Annotated in this window: 16 protein-coding genes; 10 read left to right on the top strand and 6 right to left on the bottom strand. The window is 40.4% G+C overall.

Going from position 1 to position 24500, the window contains the following annotated elements; genetic code table 11:
* Window positions 1-4: 4 nt before the first annotated feature.
* The 4 genes from FHR29_RS08630 to FHR29_RS08615 form a co-directional block, all read right to left on the bottom strand.
* Window positions 5-2776 (bottom strand): TonB-dependent receptor, encoded by a 2772-nt coding sequence (locus tag FHR29_RS08630; protein WP_183913828.1) that lies wholly within the window; start codon window positions 2774-2776, stop codon window positions 5-7.
* A gap of 622 nt (window positions 2777-3398) precedes the next feature.
* A complete protein-coding gene (locus tag FHR29_RS08625) occupies window positions 3399-4238 on the bottom strand; it encodes an SDR family NAD(P)-dependent oxidoreductase (protein WP_183913826.1) in 840 nt (279 codons plus the stop codon).
* A gap of 72 nt (window positions 4239-4310) precedes the next feature.
* Complete coding sequence (locus FHR29_RS08620; RefSeq protein ID WP_183913824.1) at window positions 4311-5219, bottom strand: AraC family transcriptional regulator; 909 nt, start codon at window positions 5217-5219, stop codon at window positions 4311-4313.
* 149 nt (window positions 5220-5368) lie between these two features.
* Complete coding sequence (locus FHR29_RS08615) at window positions 5369-7126, bottom strand: M60 family metallopeptidase (RefSeq protein ID WP_183913822.1); 1758 nt, start codon at window positions 7124-7126, stop codon at window positions 5369-5371.
* A gap of 669 nt (window positions 7127-7795) precedes the next feature.
* Here FHR29_RS08615 and FHR29_RS08610 point away from each other — a divergent pair.
* The 10 genes from FHR29_RS08610 (at window position 7796) to FHR29_RS08565 (ending at window position 21676) form a co-directional block, all read left to right on the top strand.
* Complete coding sequence (locus FHR29_RS08610; RefSeq protein WP_183913820.1) at window positions 7796-8452, top strand: MarR family winged helix-turn-helix transcriptional regulator; 657 nt, start codon at window positions 7796-7798, stop codon at window positions 8450-8452.
* 252 nt (window positions 8453-8704) lie between these two features.
* A complete protein-coding gene (locus tag FHR29_RS08605) occupies window positions 8705-11029 on the top strand; it encodes a TonB-dependent receptor (RefSeq protein ID WP_183913818.1) in 2325 nt (774 codons plus the stop codon).
* A 4-nt stretch (window positions 11030-11033) separates the two neighbouring features.
* Window positions 11034-11834 carry a DUF4249 domain-containing protein gene (locus FHR29_RS08600; protein ID WP_183913816.1) on the top strand — a complete coding sequence of 267 codons (801 nt, stop codon included), beginning with the start codon at window positions 11034-11036 and terminating at the stop codon, window positions 11832-11834.
* A gap of 52 nt (window positions 11835-11886) precedes the next feature.
* Entirely contained in the window at window positions 11887-12723 is an 837-nt protein-coding gene (locus FHR29_RS08595) for a squalene/phytoene synthase family protein (protein WP_183913814.1), read from the top strand.
* A gap of 221 nt (window positions 12724-12944) precedes the next feature.
* Window positions 12945-13499 carry an RNA polymerase sigma factor gene (locus FHR29_RS08590; RefSeq protein ID WP_183913811.1) on the top strand — a complete coding sequence of 185 codons (555 nt, stop codon included), beginning with the start codon at window positions 12945-12947 and terminating at the stop codon, window positions 13497-13499.
* A gap of 53 nt (window positions 13500-13552) precedes the next feature.
* Window positions 13553-14545 carry a FecR family protein gene (locus FHR29_RS08585; RefSeq protein WP_183913809.1) on the top strand — a complete coding sequence of 331 codons (993 nt, stop codon included), beginning with the start codon at window positions 13553-13555 and terminating at the stop codon, window positions 14543-14545.
* Window position 14546: 1 nt separating this feature from the next.
* Window positions 14547-17585 (top strand): TonB-dependent receptor, encoded by a 3039-nt coding sequence (locus FHR29_RS08580; RefSeq protein ID WP_183913807.1) that lies wholly within the window; start codon window positions 14547-14549, stop codon window positions 17583-17585.
* 4 nt (window positions 17586-17589) lie between these two features.
* Complete coding sequence (locus FHR29_RS08575; RefSeq protein WP_183913805.1) at window positions 17590-18933, top strand: DUF4876 domain-containing protein; 1344 nt, start codon at window positions 17590-17592, stop codon at window positions 18931-18933.
* A gap of 32 nt (window positions 18934-18965) precedes the next feature.
* Window positions 18966-20510 (top strand): DUF6850 family outer membrane beta-barrel protein, encoded by a 1545-nt coding sequence (locus tag FHR29_RS08570; RefSeq protein ID WP_183913803.1) that lies wholly within the window; start codon window positions 18966-18968, stop codon window positions 20508-20510.
* A 20-nt stretch (window positions 20511-20530) separates the two neighbouring features.
* Window positions 20531-21676: a cytochrome-c peroxidase gene (locus FHR29_RS08565; RefSeq protein WP_260291983.1), complete on the top strand. Its 1146-nt coding sequence runs from the start codon at window positions 20531-20533 to the stop codon at window positions 21674-21676.
* Between the two features lie 143 nt (window positions 21677-21819).
* Here FHR29_RS08565 and FHR29_RS08560 read toward each other — a convergent pair whose 3' ends face one another.
* Window positions 21820-22827 (bottom strand): tartrate-resistant acid phosphatase type 5 family protein, encoded by a 1008-nt coding sequence (locus FHR29_RS08560; protein WP_183913800.1) that lies wholly within the window; start codon window positions 22825-22827, stop codon window positions 21820-21822.
* Window positions 22828-22839: 12 nt separating this feature from the next.
* Window positions 22840-24489 carry a RagB/SusD family nutrient uptake outer membrane protein gene (locus FHR29_RS08555; RefSeq protein ID WP_183913798.1) on the bottom strand — a complete coding sequence of 550 codons (1650 nt, stop codon included), beginning with the start codon at window positions 24487-24489 and terminating at the stop codon, window positions 22840-22842.
* Window positions 24490-24500 lie beyond the last annotated feature (11 nt).

Below are 24500 nucleotides of genomic sequence, written 5' to 3'. Positions count from 1 at the left end.
CAGTTTAGAATTTAATCGTTATTTCTGTTCCGTAGAACATGCTGATATTACGTTTCGAATATTCTTGTGGATATCGCGTGCTCGCTTGTAATGGACGATGGTTGAAAACATTGTTGGCGTAGAATGAAAAACCCATGTTATTGGCAAATTCTTTTGTCATCTTGAGATTGAAGAGCCATAGCGGTTTCCAGCTTTCGGCCTTGAAATAACCATCATTTAAACTCAGGTAAATATCGCGATCTGCTTCTGTGATGGATTGGCGTTCGGTTTCTGTAAAATAAGTGATCTGAGGTGAGCTGCCGGCAGCACCTACAGGGATGTAACCAACCGGTATGCTGGAATAATTGAGATATTGATGTTTATCTTTCCAGATGGTCTGTGCGGTGGCGGTAATGATAAACCTAAATTCTGGGATGTTATGTATCGCCCTTAAAGTGGTTACAAATCGCTCTTGCTGCATACCTCTTGCTTCAAATACCCCAATTCTCTTTAGGGGCATATTAGGCGCATTTTGCAATAGGATATACGGATTAGCGGTCGTTAATTTCGTGGATAGGTATGCTCCATTTAAAACAAATGATGTACGGATATTGTCGAATCGACCAAAATCAAAATCAAACTCTATTCCTTTATTGAGGATATTTCGATCATTACTCGGGGCGTTGAATGTTGAAACAATGACGCTTTCGCCAACTTCGGTGCTAAGTACAGGAGGCTGACCTACGGGCGACTCCAGGACAGAATACGTTGGAATGGAGAAAAATTTAACACTATTGAGGTTGGTGTTCATCTCATAGCCGTTTTTGGTCTCTTCATGGTAGCCCGTCACCGAAAATCGTTTTTTACCGCGCGTATAATCCAGTCCCAATTCTTTTTTTGTGGCTTTTGCAATCTTCAAATCTGGATTTGCGGTATCAAAAACCCGTGTGCTGATGATGGCCATTGCCTCTACAGGATTTTCCTTATAATGATTTAAGCTGAAGGCGTCATAATAAGCGCGATCTGGATAAAGATAGAGGAGAGTAGGCGATTTTGCAGTCATACCATATCCACCGCGGATGGTAAAGTCTTTGATGAATTCATAGGAAGCATTTATTCTTGGGGCAAGTACGGATTGCGAGAAACTTCCGAAAGGCTGTATCTGGTCCCAACGTACTCCTGCCTGTACATGTAGGTCACGATCAAAAATCTGCATGGAATAGCGATCTTCAAGATATACTCCGAATTGATTTAAGGAAGGGATATCTTTGTAAGAACGTGGTCTAAACCCTAAAGGATCGGCTGTTCTGTAAGGATTGTTTGGGTCAACTGTTCGACCAGAGCCAAAGTTGGCATCTAGGCGATAGTCTGCTCCGAGAAGGAAACGGTGTGTACCTTCACCTGTTTTCAGGTAAAAATCATCAGAGAGCTTGGCAAAGATGTTGAGAGGCTTGCCCTCGATCCATAACTGATTGAGGAATGTCGCCGGTAGATAAGGGACTTGCTGCGTTACATTTTCGGTGGCCATACTATTAGCTGACACACTGAGGGTGTTTAAACGTTGCTGATATCCTTTTTGTAAACTGTAGTTACCCGATAGGGTATAATTAAGATTACGGGCAAACTGCTTGTTTAATTTCCATTTACCATTGGTTGAAAACTGGTAAGCGTAATTTTGTGCCTTATTGATGATCTGCTCTGCTTGATAATCGGGATCTACTTTGTTGTCATCCAGATTCATACCGAAGGAGAATGTCGTATTGGAATATAGCGGACGTTCTTTTCCAAAGGTATTGGTATACTGCATGGACCCGGTCATGCGTTCGTATGCAGAATAAGCAGTTATCTGGTTGTCGTAAGCCTTTGTAAAATCAAGATCGACAAATAAATTGCCTTTATTTTTTCCGAGGCTAAAACCTTGGCCAGCCCAAAACTGCGTGAGTTTGGGATTGAGCCTGGCTTTTACCTGTAAGGGTTCTACACCGGCTTTGGTACTCACAAGTATAGCTCCGGAGGTAAGATCGCCGTATTCAACGGACGGAATCCCGCGTATGACTTCTACCGATTCAATGTTGTCTGCTGAAAGTTGACGCATGTCTGTACCCATACCACTGGATGTAGAAAAACCAGCAAGCACACCGGAGGTGACCGTGTTTATGGACTGGAGGTTGGCGTTGTTAGACTGCGGTGCACCATTGACAATGACCGATGTACCCATTGAACTCATATTGTCGCCGGGAGATGCGGCATCTCCTGAATATTGGCGAATACTCGTTTTATTAGGGTTTGTGAAGCTCGGATTGGAGACTATCGCTCCCGGTAACAGCTGTAGGATCTCGCCCAAATGTGTTGCCTGCATATGCTCGATAGCCTTACGGGAAATCACTGTTGAAGTGGCACCATCTCTACGTTGTTCTTTTCCAACAACAACGACATCTTTTAGGGTAATGCTGTTTTCTGTCAACAGAAACTGAAGCTCACCGGTTGGAAAGCTAATTTTTTGTTGTTCTTCCAGCATACCGAGATATTGTACGACTACGGTACAAGTACCTTTTGGGATTTTAGAGAAAGAGAATTTGCCCGATGCATCGGTTTTACTGTATAAACCCAGTTCTAAAATTTGAACGGTGGCTCCGACTAAAGGATCTTTATTGCTGTTTCGTCTCACAGTTCCTGTCAGATTTTGTTGTTGCGGCGATAGCTTTGTTTCTATTGATGCTGACTGTTGGGCCATTGAATCATCAATAAGCGTGGTTTGCAAAGATAAAAGCGCAAAGAAAAGTATAGGTTTTCTCATTGTACTCGTATATCAGAATAAGTTAATATTATGCATGTTGGTGCAGATTATAGGTGATGTGCCAGCAAAGATAGGTAAATCATTTTATTTAGAAGCTGTCTAAATAAAATGATTTGTCATTTATATGTCGGCTTTACATTTCTCTGACGATTGAAGCGAAATACGTTGAAAGTATTAATAGACGCTCAGGCTACCTATTTATAGGAAGTAGCTATAGTTGCCACTTTTAGCTTTTACCTCGGGTAGCATAAGATTTTATTGCTCGTAAAGACGCTACGTTTTGGGAGTACGTACTGAAAAGCTTATTTTATTGTTAGCATAATCGGCAAAATTCGGCAGAATAGAAATAGTAGAATTCATTTGTCACAGGTTCTGCTAAATATGATTTGGAAGGAAATATTGCGATTATCAATATTTTACACAAACGTAATTATCAAAGCGGTATCGATGGCGATATTAATGCTAGAGTTATGTAAGATTATCAAAAAGTGATTGATGGTAATTTTACCCATCAATCACTTTTTTCTATTACTTTTGACAATGCAGATTATTATATAAGTACCCTATCTTCTTCTGTAAAATATCCTGCCATGCTGCATTCATTTCGTTCCTTAGAACATCACTACAATGCAGTTGAGAGGGTATAACTTTTCCATTGTTCAACATCATGTGTGATGATATCCATTTTTTTGTAGACAACGTCATAGGCATCACTTCCTAAGAACAAATGCACCGGTGGGTTTTCTTTCTTGCTTATCGCGATCAATACATCGGCCGCTTTTTCGGGATCATTGGGCTGGTTGCCATCAATGTCATTCAAGTGTGCTTGTTCAGACTGGCGTGCTGCTTCGTAATCTGCTATGGTATGCTGCGGTGTTTTGACCGATCCTTTAGCAAGGAAATCGGTGCGAAAATATCCGGGATATACAACCGTTGCTTTTATTCCGAAACCTTTTACTTCTTCAGCTAAACTTTCTGTTAAACCTGCAACAGCAAATTTAGTGGCACAGTAAATACCCCAACCTGCAAATCCACCTGAATAACCACCTATTGAAGCGATATTGAAAATATGTCCCGATTTATTTTGACGTAAGTGGGGCATTACGTTTCGAATGATATTCAAGGTGCCAAAGACATTGATGTCAAAATTGCTTCTTGATTCCTCGTCCGTTAGTTCTTCTATGGTGCCTATCTGTCCAAAGCCCGCATTGTTAACAACAACATCCAGTTGCCCAAAATGTGCGATACTTGTTGCAATTGCTTTTTTTACATCCTCGTTATCGGATAAGTTTACTTCTATCGGAAGGAATAGATCCGATATAGCGCCGATTTCTTTGATTAATGGCTGTGTATTCCGTGAGGTTGCAATAACCCGAAATCCTTCTTGTAGTAATTTTTTTACTAATGATAAGCCTAAACCTTTCGAGGCACCTGTTACCAACCATACTTTTTGTGTTTCCATCGTTTTGATTTTTATGATAACACAAATGTAGGGCGACGATGAGGGAAGGGATAACGAAAAGCTAACAATACCTTACGAAATTCTAACATTTCGAAATTGAGTCGGATTAATAGCTAAGTGTTTTTTGAAAAAATTATTGAAATGGGTCACCTCGGTAAAGCCTAATGCAAATGCAATTTCAGAAACGTTCCAATCGGTTTGGATTAAAAGAACTTTAGCCTCTTGGAGCAATCGTTCGGCAATGATTTGAGTTGGCGTTTTATGTGTGGTTTCTTTTACTACTCTGCTCAAATGATTGACATGTACAGCCAATTGACCTGCAAAATCTGATGCGGAACGGAAGTGAACTCTTTGTCTTGCATCTTCAATGGGAAATTGCCTTTCCAGTAATTCTAAAAATAAAATAGCAATACGGTGTGAGGCATTGATTTCCTGTTTTTCAATCTTTTTTGCGGGTTGCATTTTTAAGGTCTGATGCAAAATTTCAAATACCAGATTCCGCAATGCATCGTACTTGTGCACATAATCGGAATCGATCTCTTCGAACATACTCAGGTAAATATGTTTTATCTTTTCGGTTTGTTCGTTGCTCAGTTCAAAAATAGGGGTTCCATTGGGCTGGAAGACTTCATAATTTCTTAGGTTACCAAAATGATGAAAAAATGAAGGTGTAAATACACAGAAAAAACCGGACTGCTCGTCATCGAGAGATTCCCAATTATAGGGAATCTGAGGATTGGCAAATAGTAGTGCCTGTTTTTTTATCTCGATTTCCTTATCGGCATAATAAATTTTGTTTTTACCAATGATCAAGCTGATTTTATAATAGTCTTTTCTGCTATATGGAACTGGTTTAGCATGGCTACCAACAAAATCATCAAGCCTAAATACATTGAAATGGCCAATCTCTTTTCGGATACTGTCAGGCACCCAATTGAGTTTGGTTTTATAAAAATCTTCGATTGATTGTGTCTTTTCCATTTTTCAAAGTTACAAAAAACAAACATACAGTTTTGTGCTCGTCTTTCGGTAATCATCTTAATTCAAAAAGCCCTCAGAAGGTTACTCTATTCTGAGGGCTATTGAATTAATGTATGGTTACCCGTGACGTTAAAATATAATTTCAGCTTTTAATAAACCGATACTTCTGCCATGGCGGCATTTTGGGTGAAGTCAAATGCGGATTTGAAAACAAGTTTAAAATAACGGAAGGATTGGGTTGATGGTAAGTCAATGTTTTGTGGCACACTATTTTCCTGCAGGGTAAATGTTCCTAAATTGGTCCAGTTTGTGTTGTTCTGACTCACCTGAATTTCAATTTCTCTTACTTTACGAGAACCATTTCTTTGGGTCAGCGTAAATCCGGAAACCGTTTTGCTGGTTTTCATATCTACTGTAATAAAATAGGGATATGTTTCGGGATTGCTTGACCAGCGTGAATGCCAGAATGTATTGGCATTGCCATCAATTATGTTCGCTGCCCTTCCATTTTCTGCACCGGTTTCCTGATTGGTATAATCGATCACAAGCCACTTATTTTCCCAATTAGGATCATCGGTCTTAGTCGTAAGATCCTCAGTAGGTGTTGGTAAATTGAGATTCTGTATTTCTGTATATACTGATTCATCGACTTTAAGTCCCCATTTGCGGAAAAAACCGCTTAGATTTTTACCTGAAATTGTACATGCTTTTAACATAAAATAGCGCATCTTCTGTGCTCTTGTCGTCACATTAGGTTGCTCTATTCTGGTTTCTTTGTGCAAAGTTTGATAGAAAGTATCTCCAAATGCTAACCAGAGTTGCTGGAACATGGCTAAGCGCGCAAATACACTGGTACTTGATGCATTAAAATCTTTTTCAGCATAAGGAATGATGAGGTAGTCCATGACCTCTGTCCATACGTTATCACGGGTCAGCCTCGAGTTTTGAGCGCCCATTTTTCGTTCCGCAGCCAGGGAATAAATGTTAACGGTGGTTTCACCTAATTCTTCCCATGTCCAGGCGGACTGCTGATGCATATGTCCCAGTTCATGCCACGGACCCCAGCCGTCATTTCTAGCACCGGTTACTGTGAGCAGTGTATTCATTGTGGAGGTGTAGTAAGCAGTCCGATACCAGGTGGCAACCATGAAATAGTCTGCATTATCGGTCTCGGTCATTAATATTTTATGGATATTCTCATCATGCTGTGCCGCTGAACCGTCTATACCACTGATCGCATATTCTGCTTTGACAATTTCATCGTATGTCTGCATGAGCTGTTCTTGATTTTCCAGTCTGTGGTCTAAGGCCTTTCCGCGGGAAGCTACTAACATGGTCTCTTCGCTTTCTAATAGCACATCGGGTGCTTCAGTCCAGGTATTCAGCATGACCTGCCACTGTGCATTGGTTGTTTTTCCGAGTATGTAATGTGGGACAGGTTTATGACCTGCTCTGAATTCTATGCGGGCTTTACCGCTCGGTAAACTGTTGTCATTCGCATTATAACGTATATATAATAAGCCCCCGTACTGATCTGCCTGTATGGTATTGAGGCCCTGTGTCAGCGGAACAACTGTCGGATTCCATTTGTCTTTATAGCGTGAATAGGTTCCTATTAATAAGGTCGGAAGGCCGGTGCCATCTTCCAGCTGGTCTACGTAAATGGATAAAGTGCCACTTGGTGCTACGTAAAACCCGGTAGCGGTAAAATCTGATGCGGGAAATGATTGCCCAAGTCTTTTAGATTCTTTGACTCCCGAGGGCAGTTCATTGAAAACCTGGATGGTATCGTAGCTGATCGCTAAACTATCAAGCGGGATTGTTTCGATAGGAGCTATCGTTTTTTGACAGGCTGAAAGAATGGCGATGAACGCTATCAGCCCTAATTTGAATGTGTTTTTTATCATAATTAAAGTTTAAAATTTATGTAATTGATCTGTAAATCTATCTTGATATCTCCCCATATCTTTCTCGCAAGATCTAAAAAAGGGGCGTTTCTTTTTGAAAAACGCCCCTGATCGCCACTTATAATCTACCTAATTTTCGTTTATTCTCACCTTATTTCAAATAGGATGTTTATCCAGCTTATATCTTGATATTTAAGATCTAATTTAATAAATATTTATGGATAAGATATTTTTTATTTTGTTTTTAATATAATTACCTTGAAAAGTTTGTCAGATCTTTCTTCTCGCAGATATTCTTTTGTAACAGTGTAGTTAAGTTTGTAGCATGAAGTAACAATCTTCGATTTTTACAATCAAAATGTTGTCCGAATCCCATCTAATTCTGTAAATGAGCAAAGGCCAAATGGAATCGGAGCGATCATTGGTCTGTTATTACAGCATATCATTGATAGGCTGTGATTGTATTAACAGATGAATTTTTAGTTCAATATCATATGTAAATTATCAACCTGTTATTGGTAACGATAAGCAAAAGGTGATCTTTGCTGAAAATTGGTGTCAGCATATAAAGTCCATCAACCTTAAATAGTAAAATTATGGAATCAATTGTTGGTTTTACTTTTTTTTTACCAGTAAAAATGCTTCATTTGTAAAGAGGATAAAGATGCGATGATAAGAAAAGATCTATTGATAGAAATAGCTGAAGAGCTTGAAGATTACTGCTCGAATGAGTCAGCTAACGGAACGCTCGCTGATTTTTTGAATTACATGTATCTGAAAAACTCTATTGCGCTAACTCAATCACGTAAAGTGGGAGGTGATCATGCTATTGTTGAAGGGCGTGATGTGCCGGCAGAAGATTTGGGGAAACTACTCCTGATGATGAACCGGTATGCCAAACATTATATCAAAATAGCCTTTGAGGGGAGCTTGCTCCAGACTCCGGAAGACTTTACATACCTGATGGTTCTGTTTTCTTATGATAAACTGTTGCAGACAGATCTTATACGTAAAAATGCCATGGAGAAGGCCTCGGGTAATGAAGTCATCAAGCGCCTAATGCGGTTAGGACTTATCGAAAGTGCCGCTAAAGTCGATGACAAACGTGCTAAACCAATTTCAATTTCTAATGCAGGAAGAGCTGAGCTGTTTAAAGTATTGCCAAAGATGAAAACGGTTGGTAATATTTTGATCGGAAATCTGTCTGCTGAAGAGCGTGATTTACTTATTATACTTCTTTCCAAGCTCGATCACCATCATCATGCGCTGATGGATAAAAAGGATGTATCCGAACTGGACCATTATCTTCATCGAGATTCTGATTAAACTACTCTGCTCAGAGGGTCAGTAATTTTGTCAATAATATCGGGGGGCAATCCTACTCTAATAAATTTCTTTCCATTTCTTTTTTATGGCTTTTATATGCCATGAATGCTATTGGTATCGCGTTGATCATTTCATCGGGTGTATGGAATCATAATGTGCGGCATCATTCTTTTTTATATAAATTGTAGTATTTAATACTAAAATAGTATTTAAATAAACTATATTTGTTTGTCGATTATTACAAATTAATATATGATTAGGAAGAAATACTATTTAACCACTTTATTTACTACTTGCATGATGGCAAGTTTTGCACAGCAAACTGTACTTTCCGGTACCGTTAAAGATGCAAAAACTGGAGAAACACTGATTGCCGCTGTTGTGGCCGATTCAGAAACGCAACAGGCGACCGCAACAAATAGTTATGGTTTTTATTCTCTTTCCTTACTTAAGGGTGAACGGAACGTTATTTTTAGTTATGTCGGTTATCAAACACAAACCATAAAAATCCCTTTAAACGCACCAATGAAATATGATATTGAGCTGATGCCCAATGAAAATGCCCTTGAAGAGGTGGTTGTGTCCGGGACAAAGCGGAATCAAAATGTGAGCAACCCTCAAATGGGTGCATTTAAGTTCAGTATGGAAGAAATAAAGAATGTTCCCGTACTATTTGGAGAACGAGATCTGCTCAAAACCATCCAATTGCTTCCGGGTGTTCAGAGTGGAGGTGAAGGAAGTGCTAATTTTTTTGTTCGGGGTGGCGGTGGCGATCAGAATCTGATCTTGCTGGATGAGGCAATAGTTTACAACGCTTCCCATCTATTAGGTTTTTTTTCCACCTTTAATGCTGATGCTGTTAAGGATGTGCAATTGTACAAGGGGGGGATTCCGAGTCAATATGGTGGCAGAATATCTTCAGTTTTGGATATCACGATGGTCGATGGTAACCAAAAAGAATTCGCGGCGGAAGGTGGGGTAGGTCTGATTGCCTCCCGACTCAAAGTTTCTGCTCCATTAGGTCATGACCGTGGCTCTTATATGATCAGTGGTAGACGGACATATGCAGATATGTTTCTTAAACTTTCTAAAGAACAGGATGTTAAACAGAGTAAATTGTATTTTTATGATCTTAACGCCAAGTTGAATTATAAAATAAATGAGCGAAATAAAATTTTTTTCTCGGGTTATTTTGGAAAAGACGATCTGGGATTTGCAGATCGGTTTGGATTTAACTGGGGAAATGCAACTGCAACTGTTCGCTGGAACCATATTGTGAATGAAAAACTGTTTAGCAACACCTCTTTGATCTACAGTGAATTTAATTATAATGTTGGCGTGACCGGCAATAGTGGGGATTTTGATATTGCTTCCAAAATAGGCAATTGGAATCTGAAGCAAGATTTTTCGTATTATGCATCCAATAAGTCAACATTTCGATTTGGACTGAATGCGTTACGTCAAACCATACGACCGGCCAGTCTGAATGCCGGGGAAGATGCAAATGTTAATTCGATTACTATTGAAAAACGAAATGGCTTGGATATCAGCGGGTATTTGTCCCATGAATGGAAGCCTACTGATCGATTATCAATGCTTTATGGGGTGCGCATTGTAGACTTTATGGTTATGGGGCCAGGTACATATTATCGCTTTGATCAGGCTGCTGACGTTGTTGGACAGGAGGAATATAGGAGCGGTGAAATTGTCAAACATTATATCAATCTTGAGCCTCGACTGTCAGCAAGCTATCTTTTAAATTCCAATAACAGCATTAAGGTTTCCTACAACAGGCTGGCGCAAAATCTCCATCAGCTGACCAACTCAACTGCTGCACTTCCAACTGATCAGTATGTGCTGAGTAGCCTAAATATCAAGCCTCAATTGGCAGATCAGGTTGCGGTGGGGTATTTCAGGAATTTCAAAGATAATTTATATGAATTTTCAGTAGAATCCTATTACAAAGCCATGAGCAATCAGATCGATTTTCGCACAGGAGCAGATTTGCAGGCTAATAATCTTCTGGAAGGAGAGCTATTATACGGCAAAGGCAGGGCTTATGGTCTTGAATTTTTCCTTCGTAAAAATTCTGGCAAACTCAATGGTTGGATCAGTTATACGCTTTCAAAGAGTGAACGAAAATTTGATGAAATCAATAAGGGAAACTGGTTCAATGCACGGCAGGACCGAACCCACGACTTATCTGTGGTTGCAATGTATAAATTATCGGATATTTGGACTTTAGGTGCCAATTTTATCTTTAATACGGGTAATGCAGTTACCTATCCTGCCGGGAAGTATGAAATTAACAATACGACACTTTTTTACTACACAGATCGAAATACACATCGATTCCCTAATTATCATCGCTTAGATCTATCGGCGACTTACGAACCTCTACAGGTAAATAAACGCTTTAAGTCGAGCTGGACATTTGGGTTATATAACGCTTATAATAGAAGGAATGCTTATATCGTGGATTTTAGAGAAAATGAAAATAATCCTAATATTGCTGAAGCATATAAAATCGCTTTGTTCGGAATTATTCCTTCTGTAACCTGGAATTTTAAATTTTAAAACAATGAAAACAAGATACTTTTTACTACTGTCCTTAACTTCTTTTTTAAGCTCATCATGCGAAGAGGTAATTGACCTTAATCTGGATAGTGCTGGTCCAAGAACCGTGATTGAAGCTAATTTAAACGATTTAAGTTCTGGTCAAACGATAAGAGTTTCCAAGACCATCGCGTTTGGTGTAAATGGGAGAAATACACCCATAGAAGATGCTGCAGTCGTTGTCCGTTCATCGGCAAAGGAAGAGATTCTATTTACCTATGATCGGGATGGATATTATCGTGCCAAGAATTTTGTGGTCAAACCTGGAATTACTTATTTTCTTGACGTAAAATCGGAGGGGGTTAACTATGTTAGCCAGTCACAGATGCCCGAATACGTAGCTATTGATTCGTTAGGAATTACAAAGGAAAAAGTATTCAATGAGGAACGCTTTTATCCAACATTTACTTTTAACGATCCGGTAGGAATAAAAAATCATTACCTGTATGAAATAGCGATCAAGGGTTCGCCGATTCGCTTTGCCTCTACGTATAATGATAAGTTCAACGATGGTAAGTATGTGACACACGAGATCTCAGACCGCACAATTGATCTTGAACTGAATGATGAAGTGAAGGTCATCCGCTATTGTATTGATGCCAATGTTTATCAATACTGGAGTGATTTTCAGTCTGCCAATCCTGGTGGTGCTGCGCCAGGAAATCCTACTTCAAATATATCTAATAATGCACTGGGGTACTTCTCTGTTGCTTCTGCTAAGAAGCATAAGTTTATAACGAGCGTATACATGGAAAAATACCAATGATGACAACTCAAGAATAGTTCGTCGAGAAGGCAATACCCTAACTGATAAACGTATGAAAAAACTGTTTGATGAACTCGCTTATGAAGTGAGTAAGAAAACTACGGTTAAATATAGCACCAGCTTTTCATTAGGTATTTTAGCATTAAAACCCTGTATCCGGGATAGTATTTATGCTATTTATGGTTTTGTGCGCCTGGCTGATGAAATTGTTGACAGCTTTTATGCTTATGATAGGCGGGTACTTTTGGAAAGACTGCAGTTAGAGACAGACTTGGCATTACGGGAGAATATAGCCCTGAATCCTATACTGCAGTCTTTTCAAGAGACTGTACATAAATATGGTATTGACCACCAGCTTATTGATCAATTTATGAACAGTATGCATATGGATCTTAAAAAGATAGCATATAATGCTGAGCTATATGAAGAATATATCTACGGATCGGCAGAGGTAGTCGGGTTGATGTGTTTGCAGGTATTTACAGAGGGTAATAAAAAATTGTATCTGGAACTAAAACCTTATGCCATGAAGCTCGGATCGGCATTTCAAAAGATAAATTTTCTAAGGGACTTAAAAGATGATTATCATATACTGGGGCGTACTTACTTTCCTAATATCAATATGAAGTTCTTTGACGATACAGTAAAAAAACAGATAGAAGAAGAAATTAAAGATGAGTTTCTGGAGGCATTATCGGGCATTAAAAGACTTCCGAAGTCTTCTAAATTTGGTGTGTATTTAGCCTATAAGTATTACCTCTCTCTGTTTGCAAAAATAAAAAAGAAGTCTTCGAAGCAGATTTTGACTGAGAGAATCAGGATTCCGAATCTAGGAAAAATATATGTCGCGTTTAAAAGTTATGTGCGCTATCAAATGACTTACTTATAATCTATAACCTGTTAAAAACAAAATTTTAATGTGTTTTATCTAAATTATTAATACCGATTATTGGATTCACGATCAATACTTGGTTTATAAAGCTAGACTACCAATTAGCTTTCAATCATTTTTCGTTGCAATGTTTATATTTCGGAGAATAGTATTCCAAGTATTCGTTATTTTTTATTTGGAATTAATCTAAACAATATAGTATCTTAGCGACCTCGAAAATGAAAACGCACTGGGTCAATATTACAAAAGGGGATAAGGAAAGTTTCTTTGTTTTCTATGATGCTATTTATAGGTCTCTGTTCCAGTATGGTATGGTTATCGGTAAAGATAGAGAAATCGTAAAGGAATCGATCCATATTCTATTTTATGAACTTTGGGAAAAGCATGAACGCCTACCGCAGGAAATCAAAGATCCTAAATTCTATGTCTTTGTTTGGTTGAAGAGGATTATATACCGGCAACTTAAATCGCAACAGTCTTCGCTGGAGAGTATACTAAATGAACCTTTTGAGGAATCTGTGGAAGATCAAAAAATAAAGGTAGAGGAAATCATCGAGAAAGAGCAGTTGCTGCATGCTGCACTGGCTAAGCTCACCAAAAAACAGCGCCACTACATAGATCTGAAATTTTTTCAGAACAAGTCCTATGAAGAGATTGCAACCGAGGAAAATGCGGCCGTTCGGACCGTATATAACGTTATTTACGAAGCCATAAAGAGCCTGAAAGGTAATTTAACGCCTATTTTGATTTTTATTTTAAATTATTATAAATAAAATAGGTAAAATTCGAGGGTTTCATGCACTACTCTTAAAATGCATGAAAAACAATGGTTAACCCTACTATAGAAAAACTCATCTGTGATCCTTCTTTTATTGACTATTGTCTGGATCATGAATCAGAAAATTTCGTTTACTGGCAAAAATGGATTGCAGAAAATCCGCAATATGAACATTTGATCGTAGAAAGTAAAACGTTGATTTTACAGCTCCAGGCTATGCCGTCTGAGGAAGAGATTGCAACGGAAAGACTGCGTCTGTCTCAAGCGATTGATGAATTGCATGTGAACCGCTTCTTTCAGTTTCGCAAATGGTTGCCCTATGCCGCAGCATGTTTGGTTGTTTTGGGTATTTCCATCTTTTTCTACCAGGAAAGACAGGTTCCGCTGCAATCCTCAATGGCAACAGTGGAATTTTTAGAACAAAAAGTGCCTGCAGGTAAGTACATGAACATGCAGTTGATGGACGGAACAAAAGTACGATTAGGCCCTACTTCGACATTAAATTATCCTCAGAGATTTACTCACGGCGAAAGGAAGATTGCACTAAAAGGTGAAGCTTTCTTTGATGTTGCACATAATGCCGACCAGCCATTTATTATCCAGGCTGGTGAATTTGATGTGAAAGTGCTAGGAACTTCATTTAATGTTCATGCTTTTGAAGAAGACAAATTAGCGAAGATTGCCTTATTTACAGGAAAGGTCGAAATCTCCAATGAGAGCATGCATCTGGTGATCGTGCCCGGACAGGCATTTGTTTATAACAAAGCCTTAGGAACTTATACAATAGAACCTTTTGATCGAACCAAAGAACGCGAAACAATGGAAGGAATTCTACACTTTAAGCACGCAGGTTATTCGGAAATTGGTTCACAGCTGGCTCGTAAATATGGTGTTGTTTTTCAACCTGATGCAACTATAGAGCTTGATTTTTCTGGATCGATTGCACATGAAAGCTTGGCACAGGTGCTGGAAAAATTAACTTTAACTACCTCATATCACTTCTCTCTTGAAGAGAACACCTTAATTGTCCGTAAAAAATAATATGAAAAACAATAATAAGCCCAGCGCAATCTGGGTTCGTTCTTTATTTGTTGGTGTCGCACTGACCTGTCATGGTTTTTCAGTGACTGCACAACAGCTTAAAGTCGAAAGTAAAAGTCAGTCGCTTAAATCTATTTTGGAGCAGATCGAAAACCAATCGGGCTATACTTTTCTATATGATGAAAAAACCGTCAATCTGAATCGTAAGGTTTCTTTACAGATGAGTGGTTCTCTGACTCAGATTTTACAAAGTCTGGAGCAGCAGACCTACTTACAGATGAAGCTGTCGGGACGAAATATTTTAATTAATAACGGTTCTGTAGGTCTTTTAACGGGTAAAGTTACTGATGAGGAAGGACTACCGTTATCATTGGTCTCGGTATTCTTTAGAGAACTAAACCAATATTTTTTAACCGAGCAAGATGGTTCGTTCAGATTCCAGTTTCCGGCACACCGTCTTAAATCTGCCGAAGTCCGTTTTTCGATGATCGGGAGGCAGGGGACAACCATAAACCTATCGCTGGACAAACAGCAGACAGTTGCATCGACTGTTACCTTACCGTTATTAAGTGTGGGACTTGAGGAAATTTCAGTAACTCCGCGTACGAATCAGAATTTAGAAAGTAATACTTCGCTGTATATAAACCGCGAAGTGATTGAGCAGTCAGGAGCGCTCAGTCTTAATGACCTGTTGAGTTTGGTCCCTGGACAGAAGATTGCCGCGCCTTCTTTACAACAGGTGCAACAAGCTAATCTGCGCAGTGCTTCGATGGGGACAAATTCTCTGGGGACAAAAGATCCTTTTTCATTAAATAATTCGTTTGGTATTGCTTTGATTATGGATGGTATAGCACTTTCTAATAATGCAAATATGCAGACGCTTAATCCAGGGATTAGCGGAATGGGTAATTCTTATGTGGGCGGTGGTATATCGGGATTGATGGGGAGTGCTGACCGTGGCGACCGATATACCGGTGATTACACGTTTGGAGGAACAGATTTACGTCAGATTGCGACGGACAACATTGAGAGTGTGGAAGTGGTGGCTGGTATTTCCTCCGCAAAATATGGGGATATGACCAATGGTGCTGTTATTATCAATCGGGTAGCGGGTGGAACTCCTTTCAACTTTAATATGCAACTTCGTGATAATGCTACGGTATACGGATTGACAAAAGGGTTTAAAACAAAAAAACTGGGCGCTTTTACTTTTGGGGGTAATTTTACACGTTCGTATAATGATAACCGTGATAAATTAAAATCGTATGACCGTGTGGGGAGTAATCTGATGTGGAGTACTGCCGCTGGAAAGGACCGTGCTTTTACCAATACCTTCACAGCGGATTATGGTCGTCATCTGGATAATGTACGCCGTGATCCGGATGATCCTACGGCAACCATACTGCGCTATAAAGCTTATAACTTTTCTATAGGTAATCGTCTCAATTATAGAATTGACAATAGTTTCTTGACTAATATTGGTTTTAATGTACGCTATAGTGAGACCTATCAGAATACCTACAAAGAGCAGTATATGAATAATACCTACATCATATATACCGATGCAACTGATGTAGGAATCACCAATGGACAATATGCTTCTGGTATCTACACGGCAGTGACCAATCTGGAGGGAAAGCCTGTGGATTTTACAGCCAGATTGGATTTGAATGGTAGTTTCCATACAGGCGATATCTTGCACCAGTTGAATTTTGGATCCTCTTATAATTATTCTAAAAACAAGGGGCGGGGGCAGATCGTTGATCCGACACGTCCGCGAAATAATACCTCGGTTGCAAATGGAGACAATCGCTCGGAACGATATTATGATTTTTCACGGCTACATGCTCAAAATCAAATCGGTCTATATGCTGAAGATGTTTTTAGAACCACTATAGCGGACCGTAACCTGAATGTGCGGTTGGGTACACGATTGGATCTCTTTGAAGGTTATGTAACCTTTTCACCGCGTACAAATATCAATTATGAGCTTACACCCGATTTGCGTATTGGTTTAGCTTATGGTTGGGGAAGTAAAGCACCGGGATTGGCGCAGTTATATCCAGGTCCCGTTTTCTATGAAATCCCCTTATACCAAAAGACTGCGGTAAAAGATAATGGTGCCGTAGATGAGGCGAATAGTGTGTACTTGCTCTATGTTGATAAATTTACACCAGACAATAGCAAGCTGAAACCTGCGCTTTCTCAACAGTTGGAGTTCTCGGTAGCCTATGAGCACCGCGGATTTAGAGCTGGGGTGAATGTGTATAGTAAACGCAATTATCGGGATGTATACTCCGAAATGTCTTATACACCGATCATTTTGCCAACCTATGTAGACAATCCTGATCCAGAGGCTGAGGTACCTTATGTTACTTTAGGAACTAAAAGTCATCGTTTGTCCCGCTATACTTTTGTGAATGGTGGAACCACAAAAAATCAAGGTGTTGAACTCATGTTATCCACACCAAAATGGACGGCGATTGAGACATCGCTTAATCTGCGTGGCGGGATCACAAAATCAATTTATAGACCGGTTCAAAATTTTAGAAATTTCACCAATAATACCAATAACCCAAATTATGCTGTGACAGGTCTATATCCTGTATTTGAGCGTTCTACTTGGACAAGTAATGCCGCAATTACTTCGAGTACGCATATTCCAAAGGCTAAGCTCTTATTAAATTTTACGACCGAATTTAATATTTTGAATAGAACCAATACACAAGCGACTGACGGTATTCCGCTGGGTTATTTTACAGAAAATGGTGTCTACCATGAGATTAATGAATTTGATGAAAAAAATATTGACTATAAGCATCTATTGATCCCTATTGAGGAAGTGAGAAACCAAAACCAACCGGGGGTATATACTAATTTTCACCTCAATTTATCTAAAGAAATAAGTAAGCGCTTGAGCTTAACATTTCATGTTTACAATGTTTTCAATTATCGTCCGCAGTATAAACGATCGGATAATACGATGGTTATTCCGAATGGTAAACCGAGTTATGGTGCACAATTACGACTTAAACTTTAAGTATATGAAATTACAAAAATATTTAATGCTGCTGTTTATCTGTACGGGTTCATTTAGCAGCTGTCAAAAGGAACTGACGCCAAATAATGGGCCGGTGGATATCACGGCAGATGTTACTTATGCAAGTCAGGAATATCAAGAAAAATTACCTGTGGACACCATCACGGTGAATATCTATTCGTTAAAGGGAAAATTGATCTATAGTGCTAAGACTGGGCAGGATGGACATATTGCTTTTCCGGATCTTGCGCCAAATACGTATAGAATCCAAGCTGTGATCAGTTTTAAGGTCGATCTATTCAATCAATTGTTGAACAGGGAAGAAGACTTTGACGTAACTTTTAGTTCCGAAATAAAGGAAATAATGGTCGGTAGAGAAGTTGAAAATCATTGGGATCTGTCGTTGGTAAGCGGCAATTCTAATCCAAATGGATTGGTGATCAAGCAGATCTATTATGCGGGTTCGCATGCGACCTTGGGTGCAAGTTTTAGAGATCAATTTATTGAGATCTTTAACAATTCAAATCAGGTTCAATATGCCGATAGTTTATGTATTGCTGAAGCCTATGGAGCAAATAGTAACAATGCGCTGTACGCTTACCAAGCGAATAGTAAACAATACGATTGGAGTAAATCTTATGAAATGCCTCCAGATATGAAGGCAAATGCCGATTACGTTTATGCGCAAACGATTCTCCGATTACCGGGTAGAGGTCGGGATTATCCGATTGCTCCGGGTGAAAGTATTGTCCTAGCAGCTACGGCAACTAATCATAAAGCACCATATGAAGGAGCAGATGGTAAAGTGATCGCTGTTCAAGATCCAAGTTTAACGGTAGATCTCAGCAACGCTGACTTTGAAGCTTATTATGCTCCTTATATCGGAACGTCAAGACCATTGGCATCGGATGTTGATAATCCGAATGTTCCGAATGTTGAGGTACTGCGCCGGGGTAGTGGGTTAGATCTGATTATGAATCAGGCAGCGCAACAGAGCTGGTTTATCTTTCGTGAAGATGAGGTATGGAATGAAAAGAAGTGGAAGGGCTATGGATTGCCTTTTGCTGATGGACGTGTCAATACCTCGGGGACTTATATTCAGGTACCGATTGATCTTATACTGGATGCTGTTGAGCTTCAGTCTTCTACTTCAACACAATATCCAAAAAAGTTTTCTGCTCAAAATGATGCGGGATGGACGGCTGTTGACGGTGGGGCGCGATCTTCGTATGCTGTGATTCGGAAAACAAAAGAGCTGGTTAATGGCAGGCGGGTGCTGCAGGATTCAAATAATTCTAAGGATGATTTTGTGTCCATTAAAGCTAACCCAAAGGGATTTGCGGACTAGTTTAGGGGCTTGATTACAAATAATACGATTCAATGAAGAAATTACATATAGTAGGACTGTTATTTTGTGTCTGGGGGACTTATCTTCCTGTATATGCGCAACATGCTGTCGAGCAGGATACCATAGCACGTCGTATACGTGCGTATACCGTGGATAACCCCATGTGGTTGGAGAAGTCTGTGGAACCTCGATACAGCCTTATTCAAATGGGGTATAGTCAGGTAAGTGGTGAATATCGCACCGCTCAGGATGCGCAGAAAATAAAAAATATCAATTTTAATTCGGAGGGTGCGGTAACGATCAAAGATATTCGCCTTTGGGGAAGATTTGCTTATAACCGTAGTACGGAAGATAGCACGAGATTTGCGCATCAAACGCGGGAAAATCCAGCATCGCCCTGGTATTTTGGTTCATATGGATATAATCATTATGAGAGAACCAATTACTTCATTCAGACAAGGGGGCAGAAGTATTTTGCAGATCGTAAATACTCGGTCTTTGGTGGGCTGGATTACCATGTAGGCAATCATTTTAGTAACAACGACCCTAGGAGCACAATCGATGCGATTCAGGTCAATGGAAGTCTTGGAGCCAGTGCCCGTATTAGCTCAGGATGGGAGCTCGGGCTAGAGGGAAAATATGGTTATGGTCAAGAACGGGTAGAAATAGCTTACCGTAATGAGCAATATGCGCTAAGTGCTGTTGAATCGCCGTATATGAACTACATCGTGAGAGGCTACGGTTGGAAAGTGAGCGACTGGCTTAGTGAGCGCAATATGTTTTACCAGAATAATATGAAGCGTTATGGTGCGAAGGGTTATTTATCTTGGGGCGGTGATCTGGGTAAATTTTACGGAAATATTGGATACCTACAGGAGGTGCAGCACTATCGACAGACACTTAGAAATGATTCGCGGATCAATGAATTGAGTAAGTTTAATCTGGATCAGTTGAGTTATCAGCTCATGTGGAATTTAAAACGGGGTAACAAAACCTATCTGGCTTCTTTTAATAGCTTGAACCATAGTGGTAAAGACTGGGTCACTGAAAGTGGTAATGCACAGAATTATGTGTACAGAAAGGAGCGTCAAACCTTAGATCTTTCGTATTTGATTAAAAAGAATAAGTGGCAGCAATTTTATGAGGCAAATATCGGTTATACCCATGAGGTACGCCATGACGGCGGTACGGAAACTCGATTGGATTATGATCGGATGGACTATGCCTTGTCTACATTGTTGACTTATGCTACAACTCGAAATCAAGAGGTGGAGTTTGGGGTGACTGCTTTTGCCGAAACAAACATGGGTACTTCGTGGACGCTTCCTTTGATTAACGAGAATGTTTTTCACCAGTATGTGTTTTACCATGATATTCGCTATCATGAGGCAGATGTATGGGGAGGTAAGCTACGTTTAGGGTTTACGCAGCGTCTTAAAAAAGGTAATTTCATTAAGTTGGTCGGTACGTATACGTACCGAAAAGCAGATTTAGGGAGTGCGCTGGATCGCGTGAATTTGGCTCCTTTGGGTCGCACTCGTGAGGTAGGAAGTGTACGTTTAAGTTATGGTTTTTAAGTAGGGGCTCGTTGATTTTGATGAAGAGAAATAAGTTTTTGATAGCATTAACAGTTTGTTTACCGATGCTGATCAGTGCTTTTGTGGATCAGGTGGATACCGTTTTACCTCTGGCTGATCTTCGTCGCCGCTATAGCAGTGGTGATGTTGGGCAGTGGCCTGAACCGCATTTGGATGCTTCTGTTCAGCAGGGATTTGTTGATATCGGTATTTTGCCAGCTGTTGCATATCCGGCGTCAAATCCTTTTAGTAAAGAAAAGGCCTCACTTGGGAAACTCCTGTTCTTTGATGCGCGATTATCGGCATCGAAGCAACTTTCGTGTGCGAGTTGCCACGATGCGCAGCTCGGTTTTGGCGACGGTAAGAGTTTGGCGCATGGTCATGGTCGAAAAGAGGGGAAACGCAATGCCATGACGCTCTATAATGTCGGTTATTACAAGAGCTTTATGTGGGATGGAAGAGCTAAAACTTTGGAAGACCAGGTTTTGTTGCCGGTTCAGGATCATGTGGAGATGAATACGTCTTTGGATACGATGGTGGCACATGTTCGCATAATCAAGGGGTATGGTCCTTATTTTAAAAGTGCTTTTGGAGATGATCAGGTGAATTTATTGCGCATCCAACAGGCAATAGCAACTTACGAGCGTAGTATCGTGAGTTATCCTACTAAGTTTGACCGTTTTGTTTCGGGTCAGTCCGATGCACTTAATGATCAGGAGTTAGAAGGACTTCATCTTTTTAGAACAAAAGCACGTTGTATTAATTGCCATAATACGCCATTATTTTCGGATAATCTGTTTCATAACGATGGGCAGACTTTATATGGAACGAAGCAGGAGGACTTTGGACATTACCATATAACAGGCGACCAGAAAGATATTGGGGCATTTCGGACACCTTCATTGCGTAATGTGGGTTTGACCGGACCTTGGATGCATCACGGAAACTTTCCCACGCTTAGGGATGTGGTAGAACTATATAATCTGGGTAATCCGGCTCCTATACAGCGTAGGGTGCAGGTGGATGAAAAGACAAGACCGATCCCTTCACCGTTATTAAAGAAACTTGATCTTTCTAAAGCAGAAGTAGATGCGGTACTCGCATTCTTGCAGGCTTTGAGTAATCCGACACAACGTCGGATAGCGATGCCTGATTTTCCGGAATAGGAAGGGCATTTTGTTATTTTGCATAAATACCGTATGAGACTATACCTGAATACGATAAGTGCTTGGCCATGTTGAAATTTAAATGTGAGCTCATAGATAAACTCCCGAGGGATGCAGTACCTCGGGAGTTTTATTTGATATACCTATGGGGTTAAGGGGATAATGGTACTGTAGATCATCTTTCCTTCGTGATCGATGCACTGCGCCTGTAATTGTTGTTGATTTAGAGCGAAGTACATGAACCCATAAGTTGAAGCTTCAAAGCGGCTATAACTTAAACCTTTTTTGACAGGGGTTACTTCAGATCCGCTTCCGGAGATGAACTGATGGAAACAATTGTCCTGTACTTTTAAGTGTTGCATGGAATGTTCATGTCCAGACAAATACAACGGAATACGATGTTTTTCTAACAGGGGTTTCAAGACCTTTCTCACGGCTAATGTGTCATAATTTTCTGTGCGGGGACCTGCTGTATAGACCGGATGATGACCAACGACGATCTTCCATTTTGCTTTAGAAGATTGCAGTAGATGGTCTAACCACTGCAGTTGTTTTTCTGGTTGCTGCCCTTTGACATGTTGCCCATATTCGCTATTCTGATAGAATTCTGGTATCAAGGGATTTGTATCTATAAAAGCGATCAGGACTTCATCGTTATCCTTGATTTTAAATGTTTTGCTGTAATAACGTGCTGGCATCTTCCATCGACGGCTGATGTTGCTGTAGCGTACTTGGGCATCGGGATCGGATTTGTAATCATGGTTGCCCAATATGGGATACCAGTCCCACTGTAAGGCGAAATCGGTGTAAATATTTTCAAATGAATAATGCCATAAGGGGTCGTGTTCGCTGACAACTCCTGATGGGTAAAAATTATCACCTGTTGAGATAATAAAATCATTTGGATGCTCGTTCGCCCATTTCCCCATCTGCTGTGCCACCTGGACTTGATGATCGGCACCATTACGCCCCCAGTCACCGATCGCTAAAAAATGCAGCTCGTACTCGTCCTTTAGTGAAGATCGGCTGTTGATATCTTCACTTTCTATTCTTCGATTTGCGCCAGTGGCTAAAGTCGCTAAAGGTCCGGCAGAAAGCCCCGTAGCCACAGCTGTTCCTAATGTACTTTTTACAAATTCTCTTCTTTTCATACTCAACTGTGCTTAATATCCGCTATTCTGTTTCCATTTTGTGTTGACTTCCATGATCGGTCGGGGGATCGGAAATATGCGGCGAAAGCGTTCGGATAATCCTGCGCTGTATAAGGATTTGAAGCCCCAGTCTTCTTCAAATTTTCCATAACGGATCAGGTCATTTCTTCGCCATGATTCATCTGAAAATTCTCGTGCGCGTTCGTCCAATATCGCTGCTAACGTTGGTTGGGCTGTTAAAGCAGGTGCGTTGACATAAGCACGTATCTGATTCATCAGCGACATCGGTGTTTCGCCATTTGTAGGTGCCGCTCCTCGGAGGATGGCTTCGGCTTTCATTAACAAAATGTCGGCATAACGGAAGATGGGTACATCATTGCTTTGGTTTCTATTGTTTGCCGCTGTCACGTTTACATCCATGTAAAATTTAACCGATCGGTAACCCATTGATCGGCCTTTTTGATCATTTCCTGCATTGAGGGTCGGACCTCCATCGGGACGAAGTTTGATTTCTTTTGTTGTTTCCATATGCCAGTCAAACGTTACGTTTGCATCGCTGCCTGTGTAGTCCTGGTCGATGCCTTTTTTAGAGGTTTTGATTAATAACGGACGATTTAAATCTGGTGCATAGTCCGACCAATAGTACTGTAGTCCACCCATGTAAGCCGCATTTCTGTCGTCACCTTGGAGGTTGAATTTGGCTAAGAAAGTAGGTAATACCCGAAATGTGCCGCCTACACTTTGTGGCAGTTTGGCAAATTGATTTTGTCCGCTGCGGTGTATCCAAAAACGTGCATATGTCATGCCTTGCTGTTTTTCGCGGTCGAAAGGCATGGCAAAGATGAAATCTTTGACCTGAGGACCATTGTCGGGGCGGAATTTTTCCATGAACTTGTGGCTGCTCAGGTTAAATTGACCTGAAGTAATAATATCATCACACATTGCAACGACTTGTGCTAGTTTTTCATTGGGCATATTGGGGGTGTAGGAAGCTACATCGGTAGCGGTATAAACCGACCAATTGAGGTATAGTTTAGCGAGTAGCGCATCGGCCATATAACGCGTTGCTTTGCCATATGTGGCGGGAGAAACTTCTTTGGGTAAACGATCTCTGACGGCTAGTAATTCGCTGGAGATGAAGTTGGCGATTTCGGCTCTTGAGGAGCGATCCGGAATCTGGTCAATCTTTCCTGTGATCAGTGGTGCTCCTCCAAAATTATCCATCAGGATAAAGTAAAAATAAGCTCTCATGGCGCGCATAGGCGCAGCCTTATCGCTTTCATTATCTCCAAAAATAGCCAATACATTATTGGATAGATTGATGCCTGACATGGCGGCATTCCAAACATCTGGAAGAATGGCGTTGTCGGGAGTCCAGTTGTGAACATGAAGTTCGCGGAATCTACCGCCGTCATAGTAATCTGTGCCTAATGCAAGACTGACTGCTTCGTCTGATGATAAAGTTTGTGTCATCCAATGGTTGTAGCCCAGTGCACTTCGGTATGCGGCATAAACGTCAGCTGAAATGGCCTCAGCCGCTTTATCCGTGGTTGGAAATTCAGTGTACTGTGATTTGATATCCACATCAAGATCGGTGCAAGCAACTAATGTTGCCGCAAATGTAGTTAAGGTAAATAGGCGGATATATTGTTTTGATTTCATGATTTGTTTTG

This window comes from Sphingobacterium sp. JUb56 (assembly GCF_014191365.1).
GTDB classification, from domain to species: Bacteria; Bacteroidota; Bacteroidia; order Sphingobacteriales; family Sphingobacteriaceae; genus Sphingobacterium; species Sphingobacterium anhuiense.
Note: the sequence above shows the minus strand (reverse complement) of the source record. Positions and strands in the feature narration are given on the sequence as shown.

Excerpts from the sequence above, each read along its gene's own strand:
- FHR29_RS08610 (WP_183913820.1), top strand. The coding sequence starts at position 7,796 with ATGATAAGAAAAGATCTATTGATAGAAATAGCTGAAGAGCTTGAAGAT.
- FHR29_RS08590 (WP_183913811.1), top strand. The coding sequence starts at position 12,945 with ATGAAAACGCACTGGGTCAATATTACAAAAGGGGATAAGGAAAGTTTC.
- FHR29_RS08630 (WP_183913828.1), bottom strand. The coding sequence starts at position 2,776 with ATGAGAAAACCTATACTTTTCTTTGCGCTTTTATCTTTGCAAACCACG.
- FHR29_RS08615 (WP_183913822.1), bottom strand. The coding sequence starts at position 7,126 with ATGATAAAAAACACATTCAAATTAGGGCTGATAGCGTTCATCGCCATT.
- FHR29_RS08605 (WP_183913818.1), top strand. The coding sequence starts at position 8,705 with ATGATTAGGAAGAAATACTATTTAACCACTTTATTTACTACTTGCATG.
- FHR29_RS08570 (WP_183913803.1), top strand. The coding sequence starts at position 18,966 with ATGAAGAAATTACATATAGTAGGACTGTTATTTTGTGTCTGGGGGACT.
- FHR29_RS08565 (WP_260291983.1), top strand. The coding sequence starts at position 20,531 with ATGAAGAGAAATAAGTTTTTGATAGCATTAACAGTTTGTTTACCGATG.
- FHR29_RS08555 (WP_183913798.1), bottom strand. The coding sequence starts at position 24,489 with ATGAAATCAAAACAATATATCCGCCTATTTACCTTAACTACATTTGCG.
- FHR29_RS08580 (WP_183913807.1), top strand. The coding sequence starts at position 14,547 with ATGAAAAACAATAATAAGCCCAGCGCAATCTGGGTTCGTTCTTTATTT.
- FHR29_RS08620 (WP_183913824.1), bottom strand. The coding sequence starts at position 5,219 with ATGGAAAAGACACAATCAATCGAAGATTTTTATAAAACCAAACTCAAT.
- FHR29_RS08575 (WP_183913805.1), top strand. The coding sequence starts at position 17,590 with ATGAAATTACAAAAATATTTAATGCTGCTGTTTATCTGTACGGGTTCA.
- FHR29_RS08595 (WP_183913814.1), top strand. The coding sequence starts at position 11,887 with ATGAAAAAACTGTTTGATGAACTCGCTTATGAAGTGAGTAAGAAAACT.
- FHR29_RS08600 (WP_183913816.1), top strand. The coding sequence starts at position 11,034 with ATGAAAACAAGATACTTTTTACTACTGTCCTTAACTTCTTTTTTAAGC.
- FHR29_RS08560 (WP_183913800.1), bottom strand. The coding sequence starts at position 22,827 with ATGAAAAGAAGAGAATTTGTAAAAAGTACATTAGGAACAGCTGTGGCT.
- FHR29_RS08585 (WP_183913809.1), top strand. The coding sequence starts at position 13,553 with ATGGTTAACCCTACTATAGAAAAACTCATCTGTGATCCTTCTTTTATT.
- FHR29_RS08625 (WP_183913826.1), bottom strand. The coding sequence starts at position 4,238 with ATGGAAACACAAAAAGTATGGTTGGTAACAGGTGCCTCGAAAGGTTTA.